Source organism: Nocardia sp. NPDC050712, from assembly GCF_040654295.1.
In the GTDB taxonomy this organism is placed as follows: domain Bacteria; phylum Actinomycetota; class Actinomycetes; order Mycobacteriales; family Mycobacteriaceae; genus Nocardia.
The window spans coordinates 443,936-468,104 of the sequence record NZ_JBFAHT010000005.1 but is presented as its reverse complement, the minus strand read 5'-3'; the positions used below and the strand labels follow the sequence as shown (position 1 = coordinate 468,104).

25 protein-coding genes are annotated in these 24,169 nt (G+C 65.9%); 7 read left to right on the top strand and 18 right to left on the bottom strand.

What is annotated here, in order from left to right; genetic code table 11:
* Positions 1 to 17 precede the first annotated feature (17 nt).
* The 5 genes from AB0H76_RS34960 to AB0H76_RS34940 all read right to left on the bottom strand — a co-directional run bounded on the left by AB0H76_RS34960 (position 18) and on the right by AB0H76_RS34940 (position 2,626).
* The gene (locus AB0H76_RS34960; protein WP_357331357.1) at positions 18 to 716 is read right to left on the bottom strand and encodes a DUF998 domain-containing protein; all 699 of its coding nucleotides are present in this window, start codon (positions 714 to 716) and stop codon (positions 18 to 20) included.
* A 61-nt stretch (positions 717 to 777) separates the two neighbouring features.
* Entirely contained in the window at positions 778 to 1,104 is a 327-nt protein-coding gene (locus AB0H76_RS34955) for an SMR family transporter (protein ID WP_357331356.1), read from the bottom strand.
* The gene (locus tag AB0H76_RS34950; RefSeq protein ID WP_357331355.1) at positions 1,104 to 1,451 is read right to left on the bottom strand and encodes an SMR family transporter; all 348 of its coding nucleotides are present in this window, start codon (positions 1,449 to 1,451) and stop codon (positions 1,104 to 1,106) included. The genes AB0H76_RS34955 and AB0H76_RS34950 overlap by 1 nt, the downstream gene beginning before the upstream one ends.
* A complete protein-coding gene (locus AB0H76_RS34945) occupies positions 1,451 to 1,996 on the bottom strand; it encodes a TetR family transcriptional regulator (RefSeq protein ID WP_357331354.1) in 546 nt (181 codons plus the stop codon). Before AB0H76_RS34945 ends, AB0H76_RS34950 begins: the two co-directional genes overlap by 1 nt.
* Positions 1,997 to 2,053: 57 nt before the next feature.
* Positions 2,054 to 2,626, bottom strand: coding sequence for a TetR family transcriptional regulator (locus AB0H76_RS34940; protein WP_357331353.1), 573 nt, complete (start codon positions 2,624 to 2,626; stop codon positions 2,054 to 2,056).
* Between the two features lie 63 nt (positions 2,627 to 2,689).
* Here AB0H76_RS34940 and AB0H76_RS34935 point away from each other — a divergent pair, with 63 nt between their 5' ends.
* The 4 genes from AB0H76_RS34935 to AB0H76_RS34920 are packed head-to-tail and all read left to right on the top strand — an operon-like array spanning position 2,690 to position 5,921.
* On the top strand, positions 2,690 to 3,436 hold the full coding sequence (locus tag AB0H76_RS34935; RefSeq protein WP_357331352.1) for a nuclear transport factor 2 family protein: 747 nt from the start codon (positions 2,690 to 2,692) through the stop codon (positions 3,434 to 3,436).
* Positions 3,437 to 3,489: 53 nt separating this feature from the next.
* Positions 3,490 to 5,007, top strand: coding sequence for a serine hydrolase domain-containing protein (locus tag AB0H76_RS34930; RefSeq protein WP_357331351.1), 1,518 nt, complete (start codon positions 3,490 to 3,492; stop codon positions 5,005 to 5,007).
* Positions 5,008 to 5,060: 53 nt separating this feature from the next.
* Positions 5,061 to 5,624, top strand: a complete 564-nt coding sequence (locus AB0H76_RS34925) for a hypothetical protein (protein ID WP_357331350.1) — start codon at positions 5,061 to 5,063, stop codon at positions 5,622 to 5,624.
* A 39-nt stretch (positions 5,625 to 5,663) separates the two neighbouring features.
* Positions 5,664 to 5,921: a hypothetical protein gene (locus AB0H76_RS34920; protein WP_357331349.1), complete on the top strand. Its 258-nt coding sequence runs from the start codon at positions 5,664 to 5,666 to the stop codon at positions 5,919 to 5,921.
* Between the two features lie 8 nt (positions 5,922 to 5,929).
* Here AB0H76_RS34920 and AB0H76_RS34915 read toward each other — a convergent pair whose 3' ends face one another.
* The 3 genes from AB0H76_RS34915 to AB0H76_RS34905 form a co-directional block, all read right to left on the bottom strand.
* Positions 5,930 to 7,258, bottom strand: coding sequence for an FAD-dependent oxidoreductase (locus AB0H76_RS34915; protein WP_357331348.1), 1,329 nt, complete (start codon positions 7,256 to 7,258; stop codon positions 5,930 to 5,932).
* An 83-nt stretch (positions 7,259 to 7,341) separates the two neighbouring features.
* Positions 7,342 to 8,823, bottom strand: a complete 1,482-nt coding sequence (locus tag AB0H76_RS34910; RefSeq protein WP_357331347.1) for an NAD(P)/FAD-dependent oxidoreductase — start codon at positions 8,821 to 8,823, stop codon at positions 7,342 to 7,344.
* Between the two features lie 46 nt (positions 8,824 to 8,869).
* A complete protein-coding gene (locus tag AB0H76_RS34905) occupies positions 8,870 to 9,688 on the bottom strand; it encodes an alpha/beta hydrolase (RefSeq protein WP_357331346.1) in 819 nt (272 codons plus the stop codon).
* Positions 9,689 to 9,875: 187 nt separating this feature from the next.
* Here AB0H76_RS34905 and AB0H76_RS34900 point away from each other — a divergent pair, with 187 nt between their 5' ends.
* Positions 9,876 to 10,814: an endonuclease/exonuclease/phosphatase family protein gene (locus tag AB0H76_RS34900; RefSeq protein WP_357331345.1), complete on the top strand. Its 939-nt coding sequence runs from the start codon at positions 9,876 to 9,878 to the stop codon at positions 10,812 to 10,814.
* A gap of 18 nt (positions 10,815 to 10,832) precedes the next feature.
* Here AB0H76_RS34900 and AB0H76_RS34895 read toward each other — a convergent pair whose 3' ends face one another.
* From AB0H76_RS34895 to AB0H76_RS34870, 6 genes are all read right to left on the bottom strand, one after another.
* Complete coding sequence (locus tag AB0H76_RS34895; protein WP_357331344.1) at positions 10,833 to 12,926, bottom strand: glycogen debranching N-terminal domain-containing protein; 2,094 nt, start codon at positions 12,924 to 12,926, stop codon at positions 10,833 to 10,835.
* A 401-nt stretch (positions 12,927 to 13,327) separates the two neighbouring features.
* A complete protein-coding gene (locus AB0H76_RS34890; RefSeq protein WP_357331343.1) occupies positions 13,328 to 13,669 on the bottom strand; it encodes an Imm8 family immunity protein in 342 nt (113 codons plus the stop codon).
* Positions 13,666 to 14,964: a hypothetical protein gene (locus AB0H76_RS34885; protein ID WP_357331342.1), complete on the bottom strand. Its 1,299-nt coding sequence runs from the start codon at positions 14,962 to 14,964 to the stop codon at positions 13,666 to 13,668. Before AB0H76_RS34885 ends, AB0H76_RS34890 begins: the two co-directional genes overlap by 4 nt.
* 35 nt (positions 14,965 to 14,999) lie before the next feature.
* Positions 15,000 to 15,302, bottom strand: a complete 303-nt coding sequence (locus AB0H76_RS34880; protein WP_357331341.1) for a WXG100 family type VII secretion target — start codon at positions 15,300 to 15,302, stop codon at positions 15,000 to 15,002.
* Positions 15,299 to 15,619 (bottom strand): WXG100 family type VII secretion target, encoded by a 321-nt coding sequence (locus AB0H76_RS34875; protein ID WP_357331340.1) that lies wholly within the window; start codon positions 15,617 to 15,619, stop codon positions 15,299 to 15,301. Before AB0H76_RS34875 ends, AB0H76_RS34880 begins: the two co-directional genes overlap by 4 nt.
* Positions 15,620 to 15,745: 126 nt before the next feature.
* Positions 15,746 to 16,963: an MFS transporter gene (locus tag AB0H76_RS34870; RefSeq protein WP_357331339.1), complete on the bottom strand. Its 1,218-nt coding sequence runs from the start codon at positions 16,961 to 16,963 to the stop codon at positions 15,746 to 15,748.
* 114 nt (positions 16,964 to 17,077) lie between these two features.
* Here AB0H76_RS34870 and AB0H76_RS34865 point away from each other — a divergent pair, with 114 nt between their 5' ends.
* A complete protein-coding gene (locus AB0H76_RS34865; protein ID WP_357331338.1) occupies positions 17,078 to 17,461 on the top strand; it encodes an ArsR family transcriptional regulator in 384 nt (127 codons plus the stop codon).
* A gap of 19 nt (positions 17,462 to 17,480) precedes the next feature.
* On the opposite strand, the gene AB0H76_RS34860 is transcribed toward AB0H76_RS34865, so the two are convergent.
* Together AB0H76_RS34860 and AB0H76_RS34855 are read right to left on the bottom strand one after the other, a co-directional pair.
* The gene (locus AB0H76_RS34860) at positions 17,481 to 18,476 is read right to left on the bottom strand and encodes a class I SAM-dependent methyltransferase (protein WP_357331473.1); all 996 of its coding nucleotides are present in this window, start codon (positions 18,474 to 18,476) and stop codon (positions 17,481 to 17,483) included.
* Between the two features lie 76 nt (positions 18,477 to 18,552).
* On the bottom strand, positions 18,553 to 19,554 hold the full coding sequence (locus tag AB0H76_RS34855; protein ID WP_357331337.1) for an SDR family oxidoreductase: 1,002 nt from the start codon (positions 19,552 to 19,554) through the stop codon (positions 18,553 to 18,555).
* Between the two features lie 213 nt (positions 19,555 to 19,767).
* On the opposite strand from AB0H76_RS34855, the gene AB0H76_RS34850 reads away from it, so the two are divergent.
* Positions 19,768 to 21,348 carry a succinic semialdehyde dehydrogenase gene (locus AB0H76_RS34850; RefSeq protein ID WP_357331336.1) on the top strand — a complete coding sequence of 527 codons (1,581 nt, stop codon included), beginning with the start codon at positions 19,768 to 19,770 and terminating at the stop codon, positions 21,346 to 21,348.
* Here AB0H76_RS34850 and AB0H76_RS34845 read toward each other — a convergent pair.
* Positions 21,307 to 22,116: an AfsR/SARP family transcriptional regulator gene (locus AB0H76_RS34845; RefSeq protein ID WP_357331335.1), complete on the bottom strand. Its 810-nt coding sequence runs from the start codon at positions 22,114 to 22,116 to the stop codon at positions 21,307 to 21,309. The two genes, AB0H76_RS34850 and AB0H76_RS34845, sit on opposite strands and share 42 nt — an antisense overlap.
* Before the next feature lie 231 nt (positions 22,117 to 22,347).
* Positions 22,348 to 23,940, bottom strand: a complete 1,593-nt coding sequence (locus AB0H76_RS34840; protein ID WP_357331334.1) for a long-chain-fatty-acid--CoA ligase — start codon at positions 23,938 to 23,940, stop codon at positions 22,348 to 22,350.
* Between the last annotated feature and the right edge of the window lie 229 nt (positions 23,941 to 24,169).

Here is a 24,169-nt window from a genome sequence, read left to right as displayed (position 1 = left end):
GTTCGGGCTGGACGGGGCTACGCCGCGGTGCGCCGCCGCGCGGCCAGGAGCAGCAGCACGCCCGTGAGGAACTCCCAGATCAGGATCGGGTAGCAGCCGCCGCGCTCCCAGGTGCCGTCCGGCAGCAGGTTGATGGAGGTGCTCGAGCGATCGATCATGAGCAACACCAGCGACAGGATGCCCACGACGCCGGCGATCACAGTGAACACGCCGTAGGCGCGATACCTGCGCAGCTTGCGCAGGTACGAGCCCGCGACGATCAGCGCGGCGTTCCCGCTGAGCGCCGCGATGGCGCCCCCGAGGACGTGCAGCTTGCCGGTCCCGTCGGCGGCGGCCTGCTCGGAGCCGTGGAAGGTGGCGATCAAGGTGAATCCGATCGCGTAACCGACCGCGAGCAGCAGGAACGCCCGGCGGGCCGGGCTGGGGGCGACGGCCCGCGTGAGCAGGATGGCGGCCACCAGGAACAAGATGCCCTGCGAGAAGAACATGAAGTTCGCGAGCGCCGACAGGGGCGAGTCCATCGCACGGCCCTCGAAGGTGCCGGGCTCGGGGACCCCGAGATCGCTGATGTAGTTGTGCGCGTAGCTGTACGGCGGGCGGAACCGCGACGCGGCGATGGCCTCCAGGCAGAACCACAGCATCGCCGTGACGATCAGCAACACACCGGCAGAAGTGCGCGCCGGAACCTGGATGGCCTCGCGATCGGTCTCGCTCATAGGACTGCACTCCTCGTGGCGTAGCGATTCTTGCCTGGCCGATCAAGGTACCGCCGTGCGACTAATGCGCGGTGCTGAGTTCGATCAGGAGCACTCCGGCGACGATCAAGGCGATGCCCGCGGTCATGACCTTGGTGAGCGGTTCGGCGAACAGCACTCGCGAGGCCAGTGCCGTGAGCGCGACGCCGCTCGCGGCCCAGATGCCGTAGGCCACACTGATTCCCATGCCCTGTCCGAGGGCGAGGGTGAGGAAGGCGAAGGCCGTGAGGTAGCCCGCGGCGACGGCGAGGTACCAGGATTTGTTCGCACCGGCCTGGGCGGCCATCCGTAAGGAAAGAGTGGCCGCGACTTCCGCGAGGATCGCCGCGACCAGGAACAGCCAGCTCATCAGTGCGCGCCTTCCTGCTCGGTGGGAGTGCTGCGGGAGCCCAGTTCGACACACAGGACACCGGCGATGATCAGGGCGATACCCGCGCCCATCACCAGGGTGAGGGGGTCGTCGAAGAAGAAGGTGGCCAGCACGGCGGTCAGGGCGACGCCGCTGGCACCCCAGATGCCGTAGGCGACCCCGAGGGACAGGCCGGCCCGCAGGACGAGACTCAGCGCGACGAAGGCGCCGATGTATCCGGCGGCAACGAGCGCGTACCAGCCCGGGTGGTCGAGGGCGGCGCGCAAGGCGAGTGTTCCGGTGACTTCGAGGCCGATGGCCGCGATCAGCAGCAACCATTTCCGCATCAGGAGTCCGTGCCTTTCAGGAGGTCGTCGACAATGGCGAGCAGGGCCGCGTGTTCGTGGTGTGGAACCGGGAAGACGTCGGTGGCGGCGGCGGTCCAGTAGCCGTCGGCCAGCAGGCGGGCGGCGGTGAGCCGGGCGCGTTCGGTGCCGGAGAGCTCGGGTGGCAGCGTGAGCCAGGGTTCGAAACGGGCGATCCAGGCCGTGGTGAGTGCGGTGCGGTAGACGGCATCGGCGAAGATCGCGAAATCGGCGCGGTCGAACGAGCCGGTCAAGGCGACCTCGACATAGCTGCGAATGCGCTGTGCCGCGGTGGCTTCGTGTGCAGGTTTGCCCAGGTGGTCGAGTAGCCGTTGTTCCCAGCGGGCCGCGACGTGGTCGACGACCGCGAGCATCAACGCCTCCTTGGTCGGGAAGTGATACATCAGACCGGGCTTGGTGAGCCCTGCCTGTTTGGCGGCGGCATCCAGCGTGACGGTGCCGCCACCGTCGGCGCGCAACAGGTCCAGTGCGCCGTCGAGGATCTTGTTCCGCGAGTCGGTAACCACACAGTTACTTTACCATCCGGAAGGTAAAGTAGCGGCCTGCGCTGTGTCGCAGCTCACCTACAACAGCTGTGTCGCGACTGCTGTCACATGGCGGACGAAGGCGTCCCGATCGGTGCCGAGACCGCCTTCCGTCCACTCGACGAAAAGCGAGATCATGGCGCCGAAGAGTGCGGAAAAGCGCATGCGGACACCGGGATCGTCCGGCGATCCGGCGAAACGATCGCCGAGCGCGGCCAGCGCGATGGCCGGAATCGTCTCTCGCACATAGCCGCGCAGGCGTGCGTCCGCCACCGGCTCGACCAACAGGATGCGGCAGATACGCGGATCGGCCTCCATGAGGCGGGCGGCGGCCTCGAACACCGCGTGCAGATCACCGGATGCCACCGCGGGCGCGACGGCGTTCTCCAAGCGGGACAGCGCCGCCCGGTACACCGCGTGCAGCAGCGCGTCGGTATCGGCGAAACCCTCGTAGAAGAATTTCTGACTCAACCCGGCAGCACGGCAGACCGAGCGCATCCCGAGCGCGGAAACGCCTTGCGTGCCAACCAGTTCCATACCGACATCGATCAGACGCGCCCGCCGTTCGGCAGCGCGGCCCGCAGCGGTCTGCCCGCCGTAACTCCTTGACACGGCACCACTTTACAAGAACCATCTTCCATCAGGAAGCAGCTGCTTCCGGATGGAGGGAACGATATGTTCACCGACGAGCAGTTCCAAGCGTCACTGCGCAAACCCCGCCTGGCACAACCGATCCCGGCAGTCCTGGCGAACCGCGCCGAGCCGGTCACGGTTCTCGACGAGGTCGCGCTGACCGCGATGACGCGGACGTGGTTCGAGGAATACGAGAAGAAGATCGAGTTCTACGCCGGCCACGGCTTCGATATCGCCTGGACCCTCGACTGGGCGAAGAAGTACTGGTGGAGCTGGCAAACCCGGGACATGAGCCACAATCACGAGCTCTACACCCGCGACCTGCGCTACAAGGACGTGACCACGCTCGGCGCGACCATGGTCGGCCTCGACGAATTCGTGGCCTACAACTTCGCGTTCTTCGATGCCATCCCCGACTGGCGCTACGACCCGATACCCGGGCAGTGCTATCTCGACCTGACACCGGACGGTGAGGTCAGGATGGTCGTGCGCTACTACGGAAGTGGTCACCTGGTCGGGCCGCTGAAGCTGCATCCCTACGGAGCCGACGCGCCCGCTATCCCGGGCAATGGCGCGTTCATCCAGTGCACCGCCGTGGACCGATATCACTTCAACGCCGAACACCTGATGTACGAGGGAGAAACGCTTTACGACCTGCTCGACGGCGTGCAGCTGGCCGGACTCGTTCCCGGCCCGTCGACAACGGCCTTCCGATGGCTGATGCGTGGCGCAGGTCTCGCCACTCGGACCCGCACTAGACTCCGACCTCCCAGCACCCGGCACCATTGATTGTTCCGACGCGGTCCCGCCCATAGCGCAGTTCGATCGAGGGGAATCGATAGATGTTGTGCGAGAACCGAATTCGTATTTCCAGTTCGGTCGCCGGGGTCCTGATCGCCCTCACGGCGCTACTGGCGGGGTGTCGCCACGACGCTGCCCCCGCGCCGTCATTCCCGCCGGTCGAGCTCGACAGGATGATCACCGCCCGGATGGACGCCGGGCTGATACCGGGCGTACTCGTGGGGATCAGCGATCCGCGCTATGGAACATTCACCAAGGCCTACGGCGTCGCCGACGTCGCCTCCGGCCGCCCGGCCTCGGTCGACGATCACGTTCGAATCGCCAGCGTCACAAAGACGTTCACCGCGACAGCCATCCTGCGACTGGCGGACGAGGGCAGACTGGCCCTGGACACTCCCATGGAGCAGTTCGTGCCGGGCCTGCCCTACGGCGCCGATATCACCATCGGCGACCTGCTCGGCATGCACGCCGGAGTCATCAGCCCGGACGTGGCGGACGACGCCTTCCTCGCCCAGCTGCTGCCGGCGCCACCGCAACGGCAGTGGCAGGAGGGCGACACCCTGCGAGCCATCCTCGATCACCCCGAGTCCGCCACGCCGCCGCGCACGACGCCCGCCTATTCGAACGGCGGGTACTACCTGCTGGGATCGGTCCTGGAAAAGGTCACCGGGCGGCCGGTGCATCAGATCCTCACCGAGATCGCCGACCAGCACGGGCTGCACGACACCGGCTACCCCACCGATGCCACGCTGCCTGCCCCCGACAGTCGCGGCTACGCCTACGACAACGGAACGCTGACCGATGTCACGACCCGCACACCACCCGCGTTGTTCGGCGCGGCGGGTTCGATGTACTCCACCGTCACCGACTTGCTGCGCTACGCGCCCCTGCTGGCCCGGGGCGACCTCCTGAAGCCCGGAACGCACGCTTTACGAACACAATTCACCGACGTCGAGCGCGCCGGGGAATACGGCTTCGGCCTTCAGAAGATCGGTTCATGGCTCGGCCACACGGGCGCGGTGTCGGGCTACACCACGAAAATGATGTACCTGCCCGAGCGTGAGGTCAGCGTGGTGGTTCTGGCCAACCGCAACACCGAGCCCATGGACCCGCTGCGAATCAGCGCGGGCGACATCTGGAACGCCATCGTGGCCGAGCTCTACCCGGAACACGCACCGCACCCAGCCGTAGCCGTCGAATCGCCGTTACCCGCGGTGCCGACCGTAGCCGAACTCGACGCCCGGCTACAGCAGGCACTGGACCCGAATCTCCCTGCAACCCAGAAGGTTTTGCGCATCAGCGAGGACGAGGCCGATCCCGAGCTGATCACCGAGGTCGCCCGGTCCTTCGCCGACGCCGCGGCTGTCCTCCACATCGACAAATTGACGATGCTCGAGCACGGCACCCTGATGGCCACCGCCACGATGACCGCGGGTTCCCGCCGCATCCCGCAAACGATCCCCTTCGTTCCCCGAGACGGGACCTGGCGTATAGCCAACGATTGGGTTTGCCTGTCGATCGGCGACACCGGCTCTCCCGCCTGCTCCGCGGAGCGATAGGCCGCGCCCTACCTCGTGCGGGGAGAAATTCCCGGGCTTTTCGAACCTGTACAGTGCTGACGTGCAAGGCAATTCGCTACCCGTATAACCCCCAACCCGCATATCCAGCCGCCTCCGAGCCCAGCAAGGTCACCGCGATCGCCGCCGCGATTTTCGCCGCAATCGCCGGTCTGATCGCGGCGGGAATCACCGTCTTTTCGATTTATGTGGTCGTCGATATCGCCAGGACTCCGCAGGGCCGGTCGCACGCCGACGATCTTCCCGATCTCAGCGGGATAGTCCTAGTGGGCTTTTTCCTACTCGGCGTTGTTTCAGGCGTATTGGCGCTTCTATACCTACTCGGCGCCCTGCTGCTGTTTCTCCGCAAGACCGCCGGCCGGGTCCTCGTGATAATGGCAACCGTTCCCGCGCTGGCCGCGAATGTCTTCGCCTTCGGCCAAGATTTGAGCGTTCGCAATCTGGAAGATGTGGGCCGGTTCGCCACGTTCCTGCTGTGCGTCGCCATCGTAATTCTCGCCGCGCTGCCCTCCACGGGCCGATGGATCGCCGCTGGGAAAAAGAGTGCTCCTCCGCAGGGCTATCCCGCCATTGTCACAGGCCTGGAGCAGCGCAGGTAACTGGGGTTTCGCTCGCGTCCGGGCGGGCAACCGATCGACATGGATACCGATGATCGAACCCATGCCTTCGGCAGCCAAGTCACTGCCGAAATACTGCGTGAACTGCTCGGCACCGAATTCGCCGAGGCGAATCTCGTGCTCGAGGGCGGCCGAGTGCAGATCACGCCGGGATCCGGCGGTCTGGTCCTCGTCAGCCGCAAGGAGTTGCTGGAGCGCGTCGGCACGGATCCGGACGCGACCCAGCTGGCCGAACAAGCGGATCTGCTGAACACCGAAGTTCGACTCCAAGGCGCCTGACCGCATAACTATTCTTTCTTCGGAATCCGTTCGCTACGGTCGAAGCTGGCTTCCTCGGGACTGACGAGCCCGAGTAGCGAAAGTGGCCGCGGGGTGACCGCGTTGGTCGCGTAGGCCAGCGAGATCGCCCAGCGGTTGACCGCTCGCGGCACCGCGAACGTGTGATAAGCGCGGGTCACCACCTTGGCGGGAAAGCCGGACAGCCGCAGCCCCATCGGGTTGGCCACCGCGAAACCCGGGCCCAAATCCACGACCAAGCCCATGTCCCGGTGCTTGTACGGGACCGCACGTCCGATCCCGAGGCTGGCCGCGACGTTCCGGGCGAGGACCTTGCCCTGGCGGGTCGCGTGCTGGGCGGTCGGCGGGGTGATGGTGCCCGGCTTGGTGAGGTCGGGGACGGCTGCCGCGTCGCCACCGGCGAAGACCTCCGGATGCTTCGCGACCTGGAGTTGCTCGTCGACGACCAGGCGCCCCTTCTCCATCGGCAGGTTCAGGGTGCTCAGCACCGGCGCACCGGTCACACCCGTCACCCAGGCGACGGTGTAGGCCGGGACGACCGAGTCGTCGGTGAGCACCACCTGACGGTCGGTCAGTTCCTTCAGCGAGGTCTCGAGCCGGATGTCGATCCCGCGTTCACGCAGCACCTCGAGGACTTTGTCGCTGAGCTGATCGCCGACCTCGGGCATCACCCGCTCAGCGGTGTCCAACAGCAGGAACTTGATCTCGGACCGGTCGAGACCGCGCCGATCGGCGTAGTCGTCGGCGAGGGCTCGTAATTGCGCGATCAGCTCGGTGCCCGCATAGGAGGCGCCGACGACAACGACGGTGCGCCGGGCGCGCCGCACCTCCGGGTCATCCTCGTACTCGGAGAGTTCGAGCTGACGCAACAGTTGCTCGCGCAGGTAGAGGGCCTCGGCGACGGTCTTGAGGCCGCGGGCGTGTTCGGCGAGCCCGGGCACATCGAACAGTCGAGTTACCGAACCCGGGGTGAGAACCAGTCGCGCCCAGGACAATTCGCGTTCCGGGCCATGGTTGCTCGTCACCTCGAGCGTCTTGTTCGCCAGGTCGATCGATTCGGCCCGGCCCACCATCAGCCGAACGCGCGGCAGCGCGTCGGCCAGCGAGATGGTGACGAACCGCGGGTCGATCAGACCGCCCGCCACATCGGGCAGCAGCGGCGTGTACAGCATGTAGTCCTCGGGACTGACGAGCACGACCTCGGTGTCGCGCTCCGCGCTCGCCAGAATTCGGCACAGCTTCCGGGCACACGTGAACCCGGCGAATCCGCTACCGACGATCACCACCCGTTCCGGACTTGCGGCTTTGCCATCGGGCACGACCAGCACCTCCTTCGAATCGGCTCCCCGACGCCATTCCCGGCCCGGCCCGATCGAAACCGATGACCTGCGAAAACCGCCGTCTACGGTGCGACCCGCGTGCGAACACTGGAGAAGTGCAGATGGCTGTCGCGGAGCCGGCCGTAGCGCAGTTGCATGGCATCGATGAAATAGTTGTTCAGGATCGTCCAGGGTTTGCCGGTGCCCTGCCGCGGCACGACCTGATCCGCGCGGGCGACATAGCCGGATTTCAGGGCCGTGCCGAACGCCGATTCGATATCGCGGTCGCTGTCGTCGGCGCGCGCGACCATGCGCGTGTGGCCGTGCTCGGTCATCAAGCGCAGTAGCCGGCAGAAATGCTCGGCGGCGAGATCGGCTTTTAGCGTCCAGGACGCGTTGGTGTAGCCGAGGACGAACATGGCGTTGGGGACGCCGTCCATCATCACGCCCTTGTAGATGACGCGGTCGCGGGTGCTGACCGGTTCGCCGTCGACGCTGAGGCGCGCTCCCCCGGCGATCTGGACGACCAGGCCCGTCGCGGTGACGATCAGGTCGGCCGGCAACTCCTCGCCGGAGGCGAGCCGGATGCCATCCGGAGTGAAGCGATCGATGTGGTCGGTGACCACCGAGGCCTTCCCGGATCGCAAGGCGCGGAACAGGTCTCCATTGGGCACCACGCACAGGCGTTCGTCCCAGGGCGCGTAGCTCGGCGAGAAATGCCGCATGTCGACCGCGCCGCGCGTCTGCGCGCGCACGACACCGAGCAGCAGGCGCCGCGCCAGTGCCGGCCGGGACCGCGACAGCTGGAAAACCGCGCGCTGCAAGACGATATTGCGGGCGCGCCCGGTGCGGTAGATCAGTTGCTCCGGTACCCGCAGGCGTTGCAGCACGACGGCGACGGGGTCGCGCGCCGGGATCGGCAGGACGTAGGTCGGCGAGCGTTGCAGCATGGTCACGTGGGCCGCGGCCTCGACCATGGCGGGCACCAGCGTGATCGCGGTGGCCCCGCTGCCGATCACCACGACTCGTTTGCCCTGGAAGTCGAGCTGGTCCGGCCACTGCTGCGGGTGCACGATGTCGCCCGAGAACGACTCCGCGCCCGGAAATTCCGGGCGGTACCCGTTGTCGTAGTCGTAGTACCCGGTGCAGCCGACGAGGAATCGGCTCGTGTATTCCTTGGTCTCGCCGGTGCTTTCGTCGATCGTCCGCACCGTCCACAGGTCGGTCGCGCTGCTGAAGTCCGCCTCGACCACCTTGCGACCGAACCGGATTCGTTCGGTCACACCGTATTCGGCGGCCGTCTCCGCCAGGTAGGCGCGGATGCTGGGCCCGTCGGCCAGCACCTCGGTGCCGCGCCACGGCCGGAAATGGAAGCCGAAGGTGTACATGTCGGAGTCCGAGCGAATCCCCGGGTAGCGGAACAGATCCCAGGTCCCGCCGAGTTGGGTGCGACGCTCCAGGACCGCGTAGGTGGCATCGGGAAGTTCGCGGGTCAAATGACACGCGGTGCCGATGCCCGAGACGCCGGCGCCGATGATCAGAACGTCGAAGTGATTGTCAGTCATGAAGTTTCAAGCCTCCGAAGGACGCGGCCGAAGTGTGTGGCGCCCATCAGGCGCTGCCGGCGAGCAGAATGGCGCCGATCAGGGCGGGGTCGTCGGGCATCGGCACGTGGCCGAGCCCGGGCAGGGTGAGCATGGTGGCTTCCGGGAACAGCTTCCGCGCCCGGCGCGCCTGGTAGGCCGGCAGGATGAGATCGCGGCGCCCCCACGCGATGGTGATCGGGCAATCCACACCGGCGGGATCGGTGAACATCGGCGCCGGTGCGCTCGTTGCCCGATCGATGACCGCGTTGTCGAGCAGGGACCGGACATCGATGGCCGCCGTGACCGGGTCGGCCTTCCAGCCGCGGGCGTAGAACGCCGCGAGCAGAGCCGCCCGCAGGGGTGCGCGCAGCAGGGCGGCGCTCACGCGGTCCGCGGTCAGCAGGCGAACGGCGGCGCGCAGGCCGGTGAACATCGCGACCGAGCGCCGATGATCGAGGGCGCCGAGGGCGAAGCCCGCGGGTGACAGCGCCGTCACCGACTGGGCCAGGCCACGGCAGGCCAGCTCGAGCGCGAGGTACCCGCCCAGCGAGTTGCCGGCGAGATGCGGCTTCTCACCGGCGGGGGTGATGGCTCGGACGAACCGGCTCAGACGTTCTATCGAAGCTTCGAGGACGTCGGCGTCGTCCGGCAGATCGGGCGAATCACCATGTCCGGGCAGGTCCACGGTGACGACGCGACGATGGCGGGCCAGCCTGTCGGCCACCGGATCCCAGGCGTGACGCCGATGCACGAGGCCGTGCAGCAGGATCAGAGTAGGGCCGTGACCTCGAACGTCGTAGGCGAGTTCGAGCTCCTCGGGGCCGATTTCGAAGGCTTGGGACACCGATGTCCTCCCGATTCGGAAGCCGCGTTCCACCGGTTAGCGAGACGCGACGACACACACAAGTTACTGAGACAGTCTGTAACAGTATTTGCGCGTTAGCAAGCCTCGGGTTCTACGGACCCGGGCGGAGGTACGAGGTTCCTCGATTCGACATGGGCACGCCGAGCCTCCGTGATGCACTTACGGTGTGGCAATCCCGGACGACGTCAGCGAGCAAGCCGCCCGGCTCCGCACCGCGGTCGCCACCGTCGTGCCCGCCCGCACCGACTCCAACCTGATCATCGGCACCTGGAACCTGCGCGAGTTCGGCAACCTCACCCCCTCCTGGAACGCCGGCGGCACCGCCTCCCCCAAACGCGACTGGCGCGCAACCACATTCATCGCCGCGATCATCGCCGCGTTCGACGTCTGCGCCCTGCAGGAAGTCCAACGCAACACCACCGCGCTGCGCTTCCTGCTCACCCAACTCGGCCCGGACTGGCGCGCGATCGTCTCCGACGTCTCGGAAGGCGACAACGACGGCAACGGCGAACGACTCGCCTACCTCTACGACACCACCCGAGTCCAACCCTCCGGCCTCGTCGGCGAAATCGTGCTCCCACCCGCCGCCGGCGACCCCGGCCGCCAATTCGTCCGCACCCCCTACGCGTCGAGCTTCACCCGCGCCGGAATCGAATTCATCCTCACCACCGTCCACATCCTCTGGGGCGCCAACCCCCGCGACCGGCTCCCCGAGATCACCGCCTTCGCGCACTGGATGCGCGACTGGAACGACCGCCCCAACGACTGGAACGACAACCTGCTCGTCCTTGGCGATTTCAACCTCGACCGACTCGGCGACCCGCTCTTCGACGCCTTCGTCTCCACCGGCCTGTGGGCACCCACCCAACTCGACACCGTCGACCGCACCATCTTCGGCAACGACAACACCACCAACTACTACGACCAGATCGCCTGGTTCTCCACCCCCGACAACCACAGCCTGCTCACCGACCTCACCTACACCCAGCAAGCCGGACACTTCGACTTCCTGCCGCACTGCTACCCCGGCCTCACCCGCACCCAGACCTCGTTCCGCATCTCCGACCACTACCCACTCTGGGCCGAATTCCGCATCGACACATAGGCACCGAACCCGCCTCGGCTAATACTGCTGCAACTGCCAATCAGCGGGCAGCCCTTCCACTTTCACCGCGGACCCCTCGGCAAGCAGGGTGAGCGTCGCCGACCCGAGCCGGAGATCGGCCAACCGCATTCGCCCCGCACGCGCGGGCAACCGCGGCGTGACGGCGAGTTCGCGCTGCGGCGCGGCGGGCGCCAGTCCCAGGAACGAGCGCATGATCAGCAAGGGTGCCGCGCTCGCCCAGGCCTGCGGCGAACACGACGTGGGGTATGGCACCGGCGTCCAGATATCGTCGCGGGCGAATCCGCAGAACAATTCCGGCGGTCGCCCGCCGAAGGCCAGAATGGCTTCGATGAGTCCGGCGGACAGCTGTTGCGCCAACTCCACCGCACCCGGAATGTGCTGGTAGCGCAGCAGCCCGGCCACCGCGATCGCGGTATCGTGCGGCCAGATCGAGCCGGTGTGATAGCCCATCGGGTTGTACCGTCCCATTTTCGAGGACAGGGTGCGCAGCCCGAAACCGCTGTTCATGTCCGGCGCGGCCAGGCGCTCGATGATCTCCGCGGCTCGCTCGTCGGGCACGATTCCGGTCCACAGGCAGTGCGCGACATTGCTGGTGATGGCGTCGACCTGGTCCTTGTTCCGATCCAATGCGATTGCGTAGCAACCGGATTCGGGCATCCAGAACGCCTCGTCGAAGCGGGCTCGCAAGTCCTGGGCCTGCTTGCGGAGGCGGGCAGCGGCGGCGCTGTCACCGAAGGCCTCGGCCAGTGCGGCCCGGCCGAGCCGCGCCGCGTAGACGTACCCCTGCACCTCGCACAGGGCGATCGGCGGATCCGCCAGCCGCCCGTCCGCGAAACTGATTGCGTCCCAACTGTCTTTCCAGCCCTGGTTGGCCAGGCCCCGGTCGGTCTTGCGTCGATACTCGACGAAACCGTCACCGTCGGTGTCGCCGAAGTGGTCGATCCAGGTGAGCGCGGCGTCCGCGGCGGGAAGGAGCTCCTTGATGGAACTCTCCTCGACACCCCAGCGCCAGCATTCGGTCAGCAGCATGACGAACAACGGGGTCGCGTCGACGGTGCCGTAGTAGACGCCGCCGCCGAGTACCTGGTCACCTTTCGGCCCGTAGCGCATCTCGTGCATGATGCGCCCCGGTTCCTCCTCGGTGAGCGGATCATGTTTACGCCCTTGCAGTTTCGTCAGCCTTCGCAAGGTGCCCAGGGCCAGATCGGAGTCCAGCAGCAGCGCCATCCACGAGGTGATCAAGCTGTCGCGACCGAACAGGGCCATGAACCACGGCGCGCCCGCGGCCACGTAATCCGAGCCGTCCTCGGCGTCGGTCATGCGCAAGGCGCCGAGATCGCTTTCGGTGCGCTGCAGAATGGTGTTCAGGCCGGGGCCGTCGGCGGTCAGGCTGGTGGCATTGGCGCGCCACTGCCGGATTTTGCCGGACGGGCTGGTCTCGTCGTCGTCGTTGAGGTTCACCGGCACGGCCTGGTGCCCGACCAGCGGCTGGCATTCGACCGTGCTCTGCCAACTGCCCTGGCTCGGCACCACGACCTGCCAGCTCAGCGTGCCGGGATGGATGGTCGGGGAACCGGTCGCCGTGACCAGCAGCCCGCGGCCGGTGTCCTCACGGTCGGACAGCCGGAGCGCGCCGTCGGTGACGGAGATCTCGCAACCGGTGGTGTTCAACCGGCCGTCTTTGACCGAGAACAGGTCGGCGAAGTCGGAGTCGAGGCTCAGCGTCACTTTCACCGCGGTGTCCTCGTCACCCAGATTGCGGATCACGATGTTCTCGTGCATGCCCTCACCGATGATCCGGCGGCGCATCACCAGGACGGTGGAGTCGGCGACGCCCTGCCGGGGTGGCATGCGAGCGATGAAGGTGGTCCGGAAGGCCTCGGCGGGCAGGACCGCGAGCTGTTCGGGCAGGTGGCCGTCCAGGCGCAGTTCCCAGCGGTTGAGCATGCGGGCGTCCCGGTAGAAGAAGCCGTGGGCCTGCCCGGAGTGGATATCGCCGAGCTGATCGGACAGGCAGAAGGTGCCGGCCTCAACCATCGTCACCGTGCCGCCTGCCGTGGGCGGCGGCTCCGTCGCGCTGCCGACAGCCACTACCGTGTCCCCACTGCACGATCACCGGTTGCTCTCGATCCAGCCCGTCCGTTGGTCATTTTGACGTTCCTCACCGTGTGGGTCGAGACGCGAGGGTCGAAAAGATCGCAAACTGGACCAACAGTCGCAGGTACGCGAAAGGGCATTCAACGAACCTGCCACATGGTCGCCGATCTGTAACTGGATGGTTATGTCGACGCTGACGATCAGTTGGGCGTGAGCTGGAGCCGGATGCCCCCCGTCCGGCAGGGACGCGTAGATGCCGTCCCATCCCTGCTGGACAAGCATTGATCTCTACCCTTCCGCTACAGGACGAGAACCCGGGTCAGCCGCCTTACTGACCGGCTACCTCGAAAAACCGTGTGTCCATCGTCGAACCCCCGTCACGCCATGCGATATCACTACGGGCGGTAGTCGAGGAATTCCCACTTTCCAAGTTTCCCGATTTCGGCCGCGAGTTCTTGCCAGGTCGGCCGCTCCAATGGCGCCAAGAAGTCCGTTACGAACTTCTCGATCGACTCGAACTCGATTCGATCCAGTACCAGAAGGAATCTCCCGGCATCCGGATCCTTGGAAATTACCTGGTCGCGCCAGGCGGGCGTGCACACTGTCACGTCGAAGGATTCCTCGCCTCGCCCACCCAGCGGACCGATCATCAATTGCACGAACAGCGCATTGTCGGGCAGGACGTCACTCGTCAAGTCCGCATCTGGACTGTGCAGCCCCTTCAATTCAGCTTTCACGGTGCGTCCGTAATGTAGAGGTGCCCATTGCCCTGCCATTCCTTGGTGGTCGACGGTAGTGTTCGCCATTCGAAATTCGCCTGAGTCAAGCCTAGGTTCGGCTTGTAGCTCGGTGGCCGGTATTGTCTGAGGCCGTCTTCGCTCACCCAGGTCTTTCCATCCGATGCTAGTTTCGCATTCGGTCCGACCCAGGCCTTTCCAGCGGCTTCAGCCTCTTCCATAGTTCCCTCGCCGAGGCCGAAGTTACCCTTGTTCTTTTTAGCTTCCTGCAAGATGTCAGTGATCTTCGCCCAGTCTAAGCCGGATACGCTGGGCACACTGCTCGGTCCCTGCCCATCGTCGAGGTTTTTGGCATCGCTGACCTTCTGCTTAGAGGTCCCGAGATCACGCTGCTTGCGAGCAGCTTTAGCCTGTGCCCGCAGCCTCCGCCAGTCCTTGACCTTCTCGGCGATCTTGCGGGCGTAGTCGAGCACAGTGTCCGCGATCGCTACGCCTCCGATAACGACGGAGGCACCGAAGGTGAGGAAGGAACTCGCCGCCGCCAGGACAACTCGCTCGGCGATTTTCCAACCGAGTTCTTCGAGAATGCTCCACAGCATCTGCCGGCGAAGCGCCCAGAGAGCATCCTTGAATTCGGTACACATCGCCGACAGTTCCCCGCAGGCCGCGAGGACATCGTCTACGACAGTTTGCAGCCCGCGTAGCTTCTCCGCGATCACCACAGCGTCGGCTGCGTCGCAACCATCCATCACTGTCGCGGCGGTGCTCAGCACCGAGGCGAAGTTGGCAGTGTAATTGTTCTGCAGCCGATTCCACGCCTCCGCGGCGACCTGGAGTTGATCTGTGTCCCCATCCGGAATCGCGATCCCGACCTTGTTCGCCAAGCCGATGACATCGTCCACGCTGTCGCGCAGGCCACCCTTCGACTCCGCCCCGGCTTTACAGGGAGCACCGTACGATCTGCGCTCTGCGGTAGGCATAGCCGGTATCGCGCTTGGCGGACCGGTGGGATTGACCATGCTGTAGTAGTCGGCCAGATAACTTTCGTACCCGCACTGGACGGTCACCCGGCCCAGTTTCTGCACTCCCTCTCCGAGATCGGCAACCAGAGAAAGCAATTCGCTGACACGGGTGTCGTAATCGGCTGCCCATGCAATCCCCTCTTCATCCACCCCCGCCATGCCATCGCAGGTGTTCAGAGTGGCGGTCTCCGTCGTAAAAGCCGAATGCAAATCATCAGCCAGACCGAAACAGGCGTTTCCGACGGAGTAGTAAGCGCCGAATTCTATTTTCATCTATGAGACCCCCGATGGCTTTCGCAGCCGATTTCTTACATCCCGAGGCGTTTCAAATTAGCCGCCATCGCGCCGGTGTAGTTGCCATGTGCGGTCTGCGCGGCCTTCTCGAGCACAGCGAGTCCTTCTTGCACGTCGGTAGCACCATCGGCCCATTCCTGGTGCGCCACTTGGTAGGCGATCGACGCGTCACCGATCCAGGTCGGTAGCACCGCCTTCGCCTTCTCGTCCAGCGCGGCCAGCTGGTCGATGATGTAAGCCTTCAATTGGCGCATCCGGATTGTCACGTCGTCGAGGTGATCCAGATCGACCGAGAACCCCTCTCCTGCGGCACTCATGGCAGGTCCAGGGAAGATAAAGCCGCCGAGGAGTCGGCATCGACCTGCCGAAAGTTTTCGGCGGTGATCCCGAGCCGCTCCGCCAGTGCGAACAATGTGTCCCACACGTCAATCGCACCGCTGTGCATCTCGTTCCAACCAGCCACATACGAGTCCGCTGCGGCACCCTTCCAGGTGCTCATCAGCCCTTGCACCTCGGTGTCCAGACTCGCTGACGCCGACCGGATCTCCGCTGCGATCTGATACGCGGCTCGCCCGAGACCTTGCAGATCCTCCGGAATTACCTCGAAATGACCGAGACCTGTGGATTCAGCCACCATCCCCCTCTCGACACGCGACACCCCACCGCCGCACTCCAACCTCGAGCTTTGGCACGTAGGCTACTACACCGCGCGACGGTGGACCGGAGTCGAACCGGAAGTACGGCACGATCGGACTACCTGTCAGTGTGGGCGTTCGTGGGTGAGCCGGGCGACCGCTAGGCCGCCGATGATCGCGAATGTCAGCAGGACCATGCCGAAGAGGGTTGCTCCGGTGGGGAGGCCGAGGGCGTCGCTGAGGTAGCCCGCGCTGACGGGCAGGAGGCCCGCGGGAATGTAGGCGGCGACGTTGAGGGCGGCGTTGGCTTCGGCCAGGCGGTGGGTGGGGACGTTTACGTTCAGGAGGGACAGGCCGCCCAGTTGGCCGAGTCCTTGGCCCATGCCGGCGAGGAGGGCGACGGCGAGCAATGCGGGGACCGAGGCTGTGTGCACGGCCAGGATGAGGGCGATCATCGCCGAGGTGGTGGCGGCGGCGGCGATGATCATGGTGGCTCGTCGATCGAGTGAGCGGACCGCGAACTGCACGCCGGTGGCCGTGAGGAACATGGCGAAGGCCATGGCGCCGGCCGTGATTCGGCTTGTCGTGCCGAGCAGATTCGACAGCAGAGCCGGGCCGAGCGACAGCACGAACGACGTGGCGGTGATGCCGGGCGCGAACACCGCGACACCCATGACCAGTTGACGTCGCTGTGCGTGCGGCACGCTGGGGATGCGCACCCAACGACCCGCCGCGGTCCGCTCCGGTCGCGGGATGGGCATACGAGCCACCGCTATCATCGCGCTGATCAGCAGGACGATCTCGACCAGAAAAACCGTCACTGTCGGTGCCGGGGCAATCTCGGACAGGACGCCGGCCAGTAGTGGCCCCGTTCCGGCACCGAACACCATTGCGCACGAAGCCAATAGCGCGCCGAGTGGCTTACGGTCGGGCCCGGCCACGTCGGTGACCGCCGCCATACCGGCGGACACCGCGGCGCCCACGGCGATTCCGGTGAACAGCCGTGCGGCCATCAGCGCGGGCACGCTCGTCGCCCTCGCGAACACCACGCAGGCGAGGACGGCCAATGCCAGTGCGGGTAAGAGAACCGCTTTGCGCCCCAACCGGTCCGAGGCCGCACCCGAGACCAGCAGCGATCCGAGCAACCCGAGGATGTAGGACGCGAACACGACAGTCATGACGCCCTTGGAGAAGCCGATCCCCTGCTGCCACAGGACATACAGCGGCGTTGCCGCGTTGGACAGCACGAAGATCGCGGTGACCGGCCAGGCCGCCAGCCACACCCACCATGTGGGTGCGACGGCCGTCGATGTGCTCCGGATCGGCGTATGCAGTGATGCCATGTTCTAACGACCTCCACGACTGACAGTACGAGTTGACTCGAACTAGTACGATTGGAGTCGAACATAGCAGTAGTACGAAAAAACTCGTACTACGATGTGATCGGAGGAGCGCCGATGCCAGCCACCACCCGCCGGAAGTACGCGGTGCACCCGCGACCGGCCACCGCGCCCGACCCGCTCCCCGAGCCGGCCGTGGCGGATCTGCGCCTGGAAGCGGTGTTGAGCATGCTCAGCGACCCCTTGCGCCTGCATATCGTGCGCGAACTTCTGCTGCACTCCGAGGAGTTCGACCACACGTGCGGATGGTTCGGCATCGACCGCCCCAAGTCCTCCTTGACCCACCATTTCAAGGCGTTGCGCGAAGCGGGTGTCATCCGGCAGCGCCAATACGGCCTCGAGCGCCGCAGTCACGTCCGCATCGACGACCTGCAAACCCGATTCCCGGGCCTGCTGGACCTGGTCGCCGAGTGGACACCACCGGAGGCGACACCGAACTGACCGGGAGCGGAACCGGGGGTCAAGCGCGGCGGTGCGCGACGGTATGGATCACCCCGATGTTGTCGATATCGCAACTGACCACGGACATGGCGGCGAACAACCGCCAGGCGCGGGCCCGCTGTTCCCCGACAGCGGCGACGATCGCCGCCCAGTTCTCCTCGATATTGCGTAACCACGCCCGGTGGCTCGCGGCGAAGTGCGTGCGGAGGTTCTCGATGCTCGCGATCTCGAAGCCCGCGGATTCCAGGCAGCCGATGGCCGCGTCGCGGGTGGGGACATCGATTTCCGGGAAGATGTAGGCCGGGATGAAGCCGGAGAAGCGTTGGAACACGCGCCCTCTGGGCGAGGCGGTGATCTCGTGGCAGAACAGCCGACCACCGGGCCGGACCAGATCGTAGACCGCGCGGGCATGGTGCTCGCGCCCGCGAACGTCCAGGTGGAAGGTCATCTCGATGCTGGAGACCGCGTCGAACGGACCATCGGTGACGTCCCGAAAATCACTGAGGCGGAACTCGACTCGATCCGCGACCCCGGCCCGTTCGGCCAACTCCTGGCCATAGGCCACCTGATTGCGGGCCAGGGTTACGCCGACCACGTCGACGCCGTAGTGCGCGGCCGCGTGCACGGCCAGCGCCCCCCAACCGCAGCCGATGTCGAGCAGCCGCATGCCCGGCCGCAATTCGAGACGCTGACAGATCCGGTCCAGCTTGGCGAGCTGGGCCGCCTCGAGATCGATCGGCTGGGCCGGGCTCTTCCACACCGCGCAGGAGTACACCATGCTCGGGCCCAGCATCAAGCGATAGAAATCGTCGCTCAGGTCGTAGTGGTGCCGGACGGCGGCGGCACCGCGCGCGGAAGCCCGGGGCACCTCGGCCGCGGGCGGCGGCACCGGCTGGCCCAGTAATCCCTTGCGGAGCAACCACTGCCCGATGTCGGCGACGGCGAGGAACCGGGCGGCGAGCGGGCGGATCCGCGCGGCCAGGAGGTCGTCGAACGCGCGATCGGCGGCGAGCATGTACTCCCGCATGAAATCGACGAGACTGCCTTCGACCTCCAGATCGCCCGCGATGTAGGCCCGTGCGACGCCGAGATCACTCGGCCGGAACATCATCCGCCGCAGCGCTTTCGGGTCCCGCACCACTACGACCGGCCCGTCGGTGCCCGCGGTGCTGTTGTCCCACAGGCGTAGTCGCGCGTGCAAGGGACCGCCCGCCATCGCTTCCGCGGCGCGCAACAGTCGCCGCGCTTCGGTATTGGACATTCGCGCTCCTCCTGGTATTCGAATCGACAAGTCCCGCGCGCAGCCACGGCAGCACCAGGCGCCGCAGTGCCGGGAACAGCAGCCGGCGTGGAATGGTCCGGCCACCCCAGGCCTGTAGTTGCGCCGTGCGTCCCGGTGTCACGGTGCGCCGCGCCCCGAACAGGGCGGTCAGACCGGCCCGGGCTACCCGGTCGGTCGAGATCGCGGCGTAGGAGTTCTCCCGCTCCGCCGACACTCCCCCGACTCGATAGAACTCGGTGCGCACCGGGCCGGGTGACAACAGCGTGCAGTGCACGCCGGTACCGTCCAGCTCGACGTGCAGCGCCTCGGCGTAGCTGTTCACGAATGCCTTGCTCGCGGCATAGGTGGCGGCGGTCGGTACCGGCTGCACGCCGGAGATGGATCCGGTGATCAGGATCGCGCCGCTGCGGCGAGCCAGCATCCCGGGTAGTACCGCCAAGGTGAGCTCCTGCACCGCAACAACATTGACCTGCACGACCGACCGCTGCGCGCGCTGATCGGTGTCCGCTATCTCGCCGCAGACCGCGAACCCGGCGTTGTTGCACAGCACCGCCACGCTGCGGCTCGCCAGATCCGCGCACAGGCCTTCCCGTTGGACGCGGTCGGCCAGGTCACACGGGATGACCGCGACCTCGGTGGCGAAGTCGTTCCGGATCCGGCCCGCCAACGCCTCCAGCCGATCGACTCGGCGCGCCACCAATACGGTGGCATAGCCGCGTTCGGCCAGTTGATAGGCCAGTGCCGCACCGATTCCCGACGAAGCGCCGGTAATTACCGCCCAGCTACCACTATCCGGTTCACTTTTCACCATAAACGGACTCCGACCGCTCGAATACCTCAAAGATACGGCCCGGGAATAGGTTCCGGCCATTCGATGGAAACTGTCCGGTAATCGCCGACAAACCGCCCGCGCGGTTATGCGCTGATTTCTCGGCGATTACCGGACGGTTTCCGAATTATGCCGATAAGCCACACTTTTGGGATACGTTATCGATGTACCTCGTTCGACGTCAGGAGTGCGGCGATGCCCGTTCCAGAACCTCAGATTTTCGATCGGCTGCGCGAACTCGCCGCGATCACCGACCCGGCCGATCGGCCGACGCGACGGATCACCGAGGTGTTCACCGGAGATCTCCTCGGCGAGATTCCCGTAGGTACCGCCGCCGATGTGGACGCCGCGTTCACGAAAGCCCGCGTCGCGCAAAAGGCCTGGTCCGCACGCAGTGTTCGAGAGCGGGCGGCGGTCTTCGAACGGTACCGCACCCTGGTGTTCGACAACCGCGAATTCCTGATGGATCTGCTGCAGGCCGAGTCCGGAAAGGCCCGGGCCACCGCGAACGCGGAGGTCCTCGGCGTCGCCCTGGCCACGCAGTACTACGCGCGGATCGCACCACGCCTGCTCCGGCCGTACCAGGTCGCCGGCCTGTTCCCGGTGCTGATCAAAACCGTGGTGCAGCATCAGCCCAAAGGCGTTGTCGGTTTCATCTCGCCGTGGAATTATCCGATGTTGCTCTCGATCGGCGACGCGGTGCCCGCGTTGCTCGCCGGCAATGCGGCGGTGCTGAAACCGGACAGCCAGACGCCGTTCTCGTTGCTGGCCAACGCCGAATTGCTCTATCGCGCCGGACTCCCCCGCGATCTGCTCGCAGTGGTGCCGGGGCCGGGCTCGATCGTCGGCACCGCAATCGTCGACAACTGTGACTATCTGATGTTCACCGGTTCCTCGGCGACCGGCCGCACGCTGGCCCAGCGCTGCGCCGGCCGGCTCATCGGATACTCCGCGGAACTCGGCGGAAAGAACCCGATGATCGTCACCGCGGGCGCGGACTTGGATACCGTGGCCGCGGCCGCGCTGCGGGCCTGCTTCGACAATGCCGGGCAGCTGTGCCTGTCCGTCGAGCGGATCTATGTCGAGCGAGTGGTCGCCGAGGAATTCACCAGCAAATTCGTCGCCGCGACGCAGAATCTGAAAATGGGTGCCGAGTACGACTTCTCGACCACCATGGGCAGCCTGATCTCCGCCGACCAGCTCGAACGCGTGACGAAGGATATCGCCGACGCGAAATCCAAAGGCGCGACCGTGCTCACCGGAGGAAACGCGCGACCCGACCTCGGCCCGCTGTTCTTCGAGCCGACCGTGCTCACCGGGGTCACCGACGCGATGGACTGCGCGCGCAACGAGACCTTCGGCCCGCTAGTCGCCATCTACCCCGTCGATACGGTGGACGAAGCCATCGCCCGGGCGAACGACACCGAGTACGGACTCAACGCCAGCGTCTGGGCGGCGACGAAACGCCGGGGTGAGGCGATCGCCCGGCAGATCCGGGCCGGTTCGGTGAACGTCGACGAGGGCTACGTGCCGGCGTTCGGCAGCATGGGCGCGCCCATGGGCGGTATGGGCGCCTCCGGCGTCGGCCGTCGCAACGGTGTCGAGGGACTGCTCAAGTACACCGAGTCGCAAACGGTGGCGACGACGAGATATCAGAACCTGGACACCCCACCGTTCCTCTCCGACGAACAGTGGCAGCGCATGATGATCCCGCTGGCCCGGCTGGTGAGCCTGCTACCGGGCCGCGATGTGCCGCCACGGACCCGAAGGGCTTGAGCTGGAGACGAATTCGAGATCCGGATCCTGCGACAGGATCATCTGATGCAGCCGCTGCAGATCGAGCCGCGGCTCGATCCCCAGCCGTTCGACCAGAACTCCCCGGGCGCGCTGGTAGGCCTCCAGCGCATCGGCTTGCCGGCCGGATCGGTACAGCGCGAGCATGTATTGCTTACAGAAGGTCTCGCGCGCCGGCACCGCGGCCGTCAGTACCTTGAGTTCGGGGGTGATCTCCCGGTTGCGCCCGCTGGCGAGTTCGGCTTCGAAACAGGCCTCGTAAGCGTTGAGCCGTTCGTCCTCGATGGCGGTCAGCTCGCTCCACCGGATCCCGATCTCGGCCAGGTCGGACAGCGCCCGGCCGCGCCACATCCCGATCGCCTGCCGGAACCGCACCCGCGCCAATTCCGCTTCGCCCGAGGCGAGTTCGGCGTTGCCGCGCTGCACCAGCTGCCGGAACAGGCACAGGTCGACCACGTCGGGATCCACCCGCAATAGATACCCCGGGTCCTGGGTCAGCAGTACCGCCCCCGCGGCGGACTCGTGGCACGCGAGCACCTTGCGAATCGCCGAGACCGCGTTCTGCACGATCTTGCGCGAGGTCGCCGGTGGATCGTCGTTCCACAGCGCCTCGCGCAGCTGACTGGCCGGTACGACTTGATTGTTGTGCAGGAGCAGGTATCCGAGCACAGCACGCCGGGTGACACCACCCAGCCGGATCTGTGTCCCACTGTCCAGAACGTCCAGCTCACCAAGAATACGGAATTCCACGACCGCCGCCTCTCGCTTGTGCCACGGCGGAAGTTCCCCAGTGAAGTCACCCGTGGCCGGAATCGATCGGGAGCCACGTCTTTGCAACCCGAGCAGGATAAATTATGTCATGCTGACTATTTCGAAATCTGCGCAATCATTGTGCAGATTCCCCAGCGCCGGGCCGCGCGCCTTGGGATGCGGAACAATCGGCCGATCCAGGCGCGCGGCCACCGGATCATTCACGTCTGGTCAATTTATCGCGCGCTCCCGGCCCGCCCAGAACTTCTCCCGCAGCTGCCGGTGCAGAATCTTGCCGGTCGCATTTCGCGGAATATAGTCGATGACTTCGAAATTCCGGGGCAGCTTGAATTGCGCGATTTTTCCGCGCAGGAACTGGGCCAGCTCCCGCCCGGTGACCTGCTGGCCGGCGTGCACCGCGACGAAGGCGTGGACTACTTCGCCCCAGCGTTCGTCGGGGACACCGATCACGGCGGCCTCGCGCACCGCGGGATGATCGGTGATGGCGTTTTCGACCTCGGCCGGATAGACGTTCTCGCCGCCGACGATGATCATGTCCTTGATGCGGTCGCACAGGAACAGATAGCCCTCGGGGTCGACCCAGCCCGCGTCGCCGGTGCGCAGCCAGCCGTCGACCACCGTGCGCGCGGTCGTCTCCGGCTGATTCCAGTAGCCCACCATGGTGGCCCGGCTCCGGATCAGCACCTCACCGATCTCGCCCTGCGGCAACGGATCTCCGGCCGCGTCGACGATCGAGATCTCGAACCCCGGGCACGGATATCCGGCCGAGCGCAGTCGCGGATTGCCGGCCACGTGCTCCGAAGGCGGCAGGAAACTGATCACCGACCCCGTCTCGGTCATGCCATAGAACTGAACGAATCCGCAGTCGAAGCGCTCCATGCACTGCACGAGCAGGGCCTCGGGGATCGGCGATCCGCCGTAGGCGGCCAGCCGCAGTTTGCCGAACGCGTCCTTGGTCGCCGCGGGTTCGGACAGCACCAGGGCGAACATCACCGGCACCCCGACGAAGACGGTGATGTCCTGGCCGAGAATGAGATCCATGGCCAGACCCGGTGTGAACTCGGGCATGAGGACACAGGGGATTCCGGCGAACAACCCCTGGACAACCCAGGCCAGGCCGGCGATATGGAAGCTCGGGATGGCGACCAGCAGTCGATCGGTGTCGCGGACGTCGAACCAGTCCACCTCCGTCGACATCAGCGCGGCGCGGGCGGCGTAGACGCTGCGCTGGCCGATCACCACGCCCTTGGACAACCCGGTCGTGCCGCTGGTGTACATCTGGATGAACGGATCATCCGGGCCCACCTGCGCTTCGGGGTCGGTGTCGCCGTGGCCGGTCAGCCAGGTCTCGAAGCCGCCGCCGGGCTGTGCTGGGGCATCGACCCGCACCACCGCGATCTGCGTGCCTGCCTCCGACTGCGCCTTGTCCACCACGGTTTCCGCGGCGGCGTCGACGAACAGCAACCGGCAGCCGGAGTCCCGCAGAATGTGCGCGATCTCGGTGGCGACCAGCACGCGGTTGACCGGGATCAGCACCGTGCCGGTCTTGGCCGCGGCGATCAGCAGCTCGTAGAGGTACTCGGAGTCCTTGCCGACATAGGCCATCCGATCACCCGCGCGCAGGCCCATGGCCAGCAGCGCGTTCGCGGCGCGGCTCGAGGTCCGGTCCAACGCGGAGTAGTCGATCGACCGGGCGCCGCACACGATGGCGGTATCCCCCGGTCGCGTGCGCGCCCGTTCTCGAATGACTCCGGCGAAATTACCGGGTATCTCGATTGATTCGACTTCTTTCAGCGAAACCATCACAACCTCGAAACTATCGCTGTGGTGAATCGGGCGCCGATATTCGAAAAGTCCGTAACGGTGCTTCGATTCGCTATCGCGACAGATCTTAGCCGGGCATCGGTAATTGATCGGTAACCGTCGGGCGCGCAGTTACAGCAGGCAATACCGAATGATTCAACCATGCTCGAGTAGTTACCCGACAATGGGTGTTCGGCGCGGACGCCGTCCTATGCTGGGCAATGTGATG

What these genes read in the sequence shown, in the direction of transcription:
- AB0H76_RS34960 (WP_357331357.1), bottom strand. Translation starts at nt 716, where the DNA reads ATGAGCGAGACCGATCGCGAGGCCATCCAGGTTCCGGCGCGCACTTCT.
- AB0H76_RS34955 (WP_357331356.1), bottom strand. Translation starts at nt 1,104, where the DNA reads ATGAGCTGGCTGTTCCTGGTCGCGGCGATCCTCGCGGAAGTCGCGGCC.
- AB0H76_RS34950 (WP_357331355.1), bottom strand. Translation starts at nt 1,451, where the DNA reads ATGCGGAAATGGTTGCTGCTGATCGCGGCCATCGGCCTCGAAGTCACC.
- AB0H76_RS34935 (WP_357331352.1), top strand. Translation starts at nt 2,690, where the DNA reads ATGTTCACCGACGAGCAGTTCCAAGCGTCACTGCGCAAACCCCGCCTG.
- AB0H76_RS34930 (WP_357331351.1), top strand. Translation starts at nt 3,490, where the DNA reads ATGTTGTGCGAGAACCGAATTCGTATTTCCAGTTCGGTCGCCGGGGTC.
- AB0H76_RS34920 (WP_357331349.1), top strand. Translation starts at nt 5,664, where the DNA reads ATGGATACCGATGATCGAACCCATGCCTTCGGCAGCCAAGTCACTGCC.
- AB0H76_RS34910 (WP_357331347.1), bottom strand. Translation starts at nt 8,823, where the DNA reads ATGACTGACAATCACTTCGACGTTCTGATCATCGGCGCCGGCGTCTCG.
- AB0H76_RS34885 (WP_357331342.1), bottom strand. Translation starts at nt 14,964, where the DNA reads ATGAAAATAGAATTCGGCGCTTACTACTCCGTCGGAAACGCCTGTTTC.
- AB0H76_RS34880 (WP_357331341.1), bottom strand. Translation starts at nt 15,302, where the DNA reads ATGAGTGCCGCAGGAGAGGGGTTCTCGGTCGATCTGGATCACCTCGAC.
- AB0H76_RS34870 (WP_357331339.1), bottom strand. Translation starts at nt 16,963, where the DNA reads ATGGCATCACTGCATACGCCGATCCGGAGCACATCGACGGCCGTCGCA.
- AB0H76_RS34865 (WP_357331338.1), top strand. Translation starts at nt 17,078, where the DNA reads ATGCCAGCCACCACCCGCCGGAAGTACGCGGTGCACCCGCGACCGGCC.
- AB0H76_RS34860 (WP_357331473.1), bottom strand. Translation starts at nt 18,476, where the DNA reads ATGCTCGCCGCCGATCGCGCGTTCGACGACCTCCTGGCCGCGCGGATC.
- AB0H76_RS34855 (WP_357331337.1), bottom strand. Translation starts at nt 19,554, where the DNA reads ATGGTGAAAAGTGAACCGGATAGTGGTAGCTGGGCGGTAATTACCGGC.
- AB0H76_RS34850 (WP_357331336.1), top strand. Translation starts at nt 19,768, where the DNA reads ATGCCCGTTCCAGAACCTCAGATTTTCGATCGGCTGCGCGAACTCGCC.
- AB0H76_RS34840 (WP_357331334.1), bottom strand. Translation starts at nt 23,940, where the DNA reads ATGGTTTCGCTGAAAGAAGTCGAATCAATCGAGATACCCGGTAATTTC.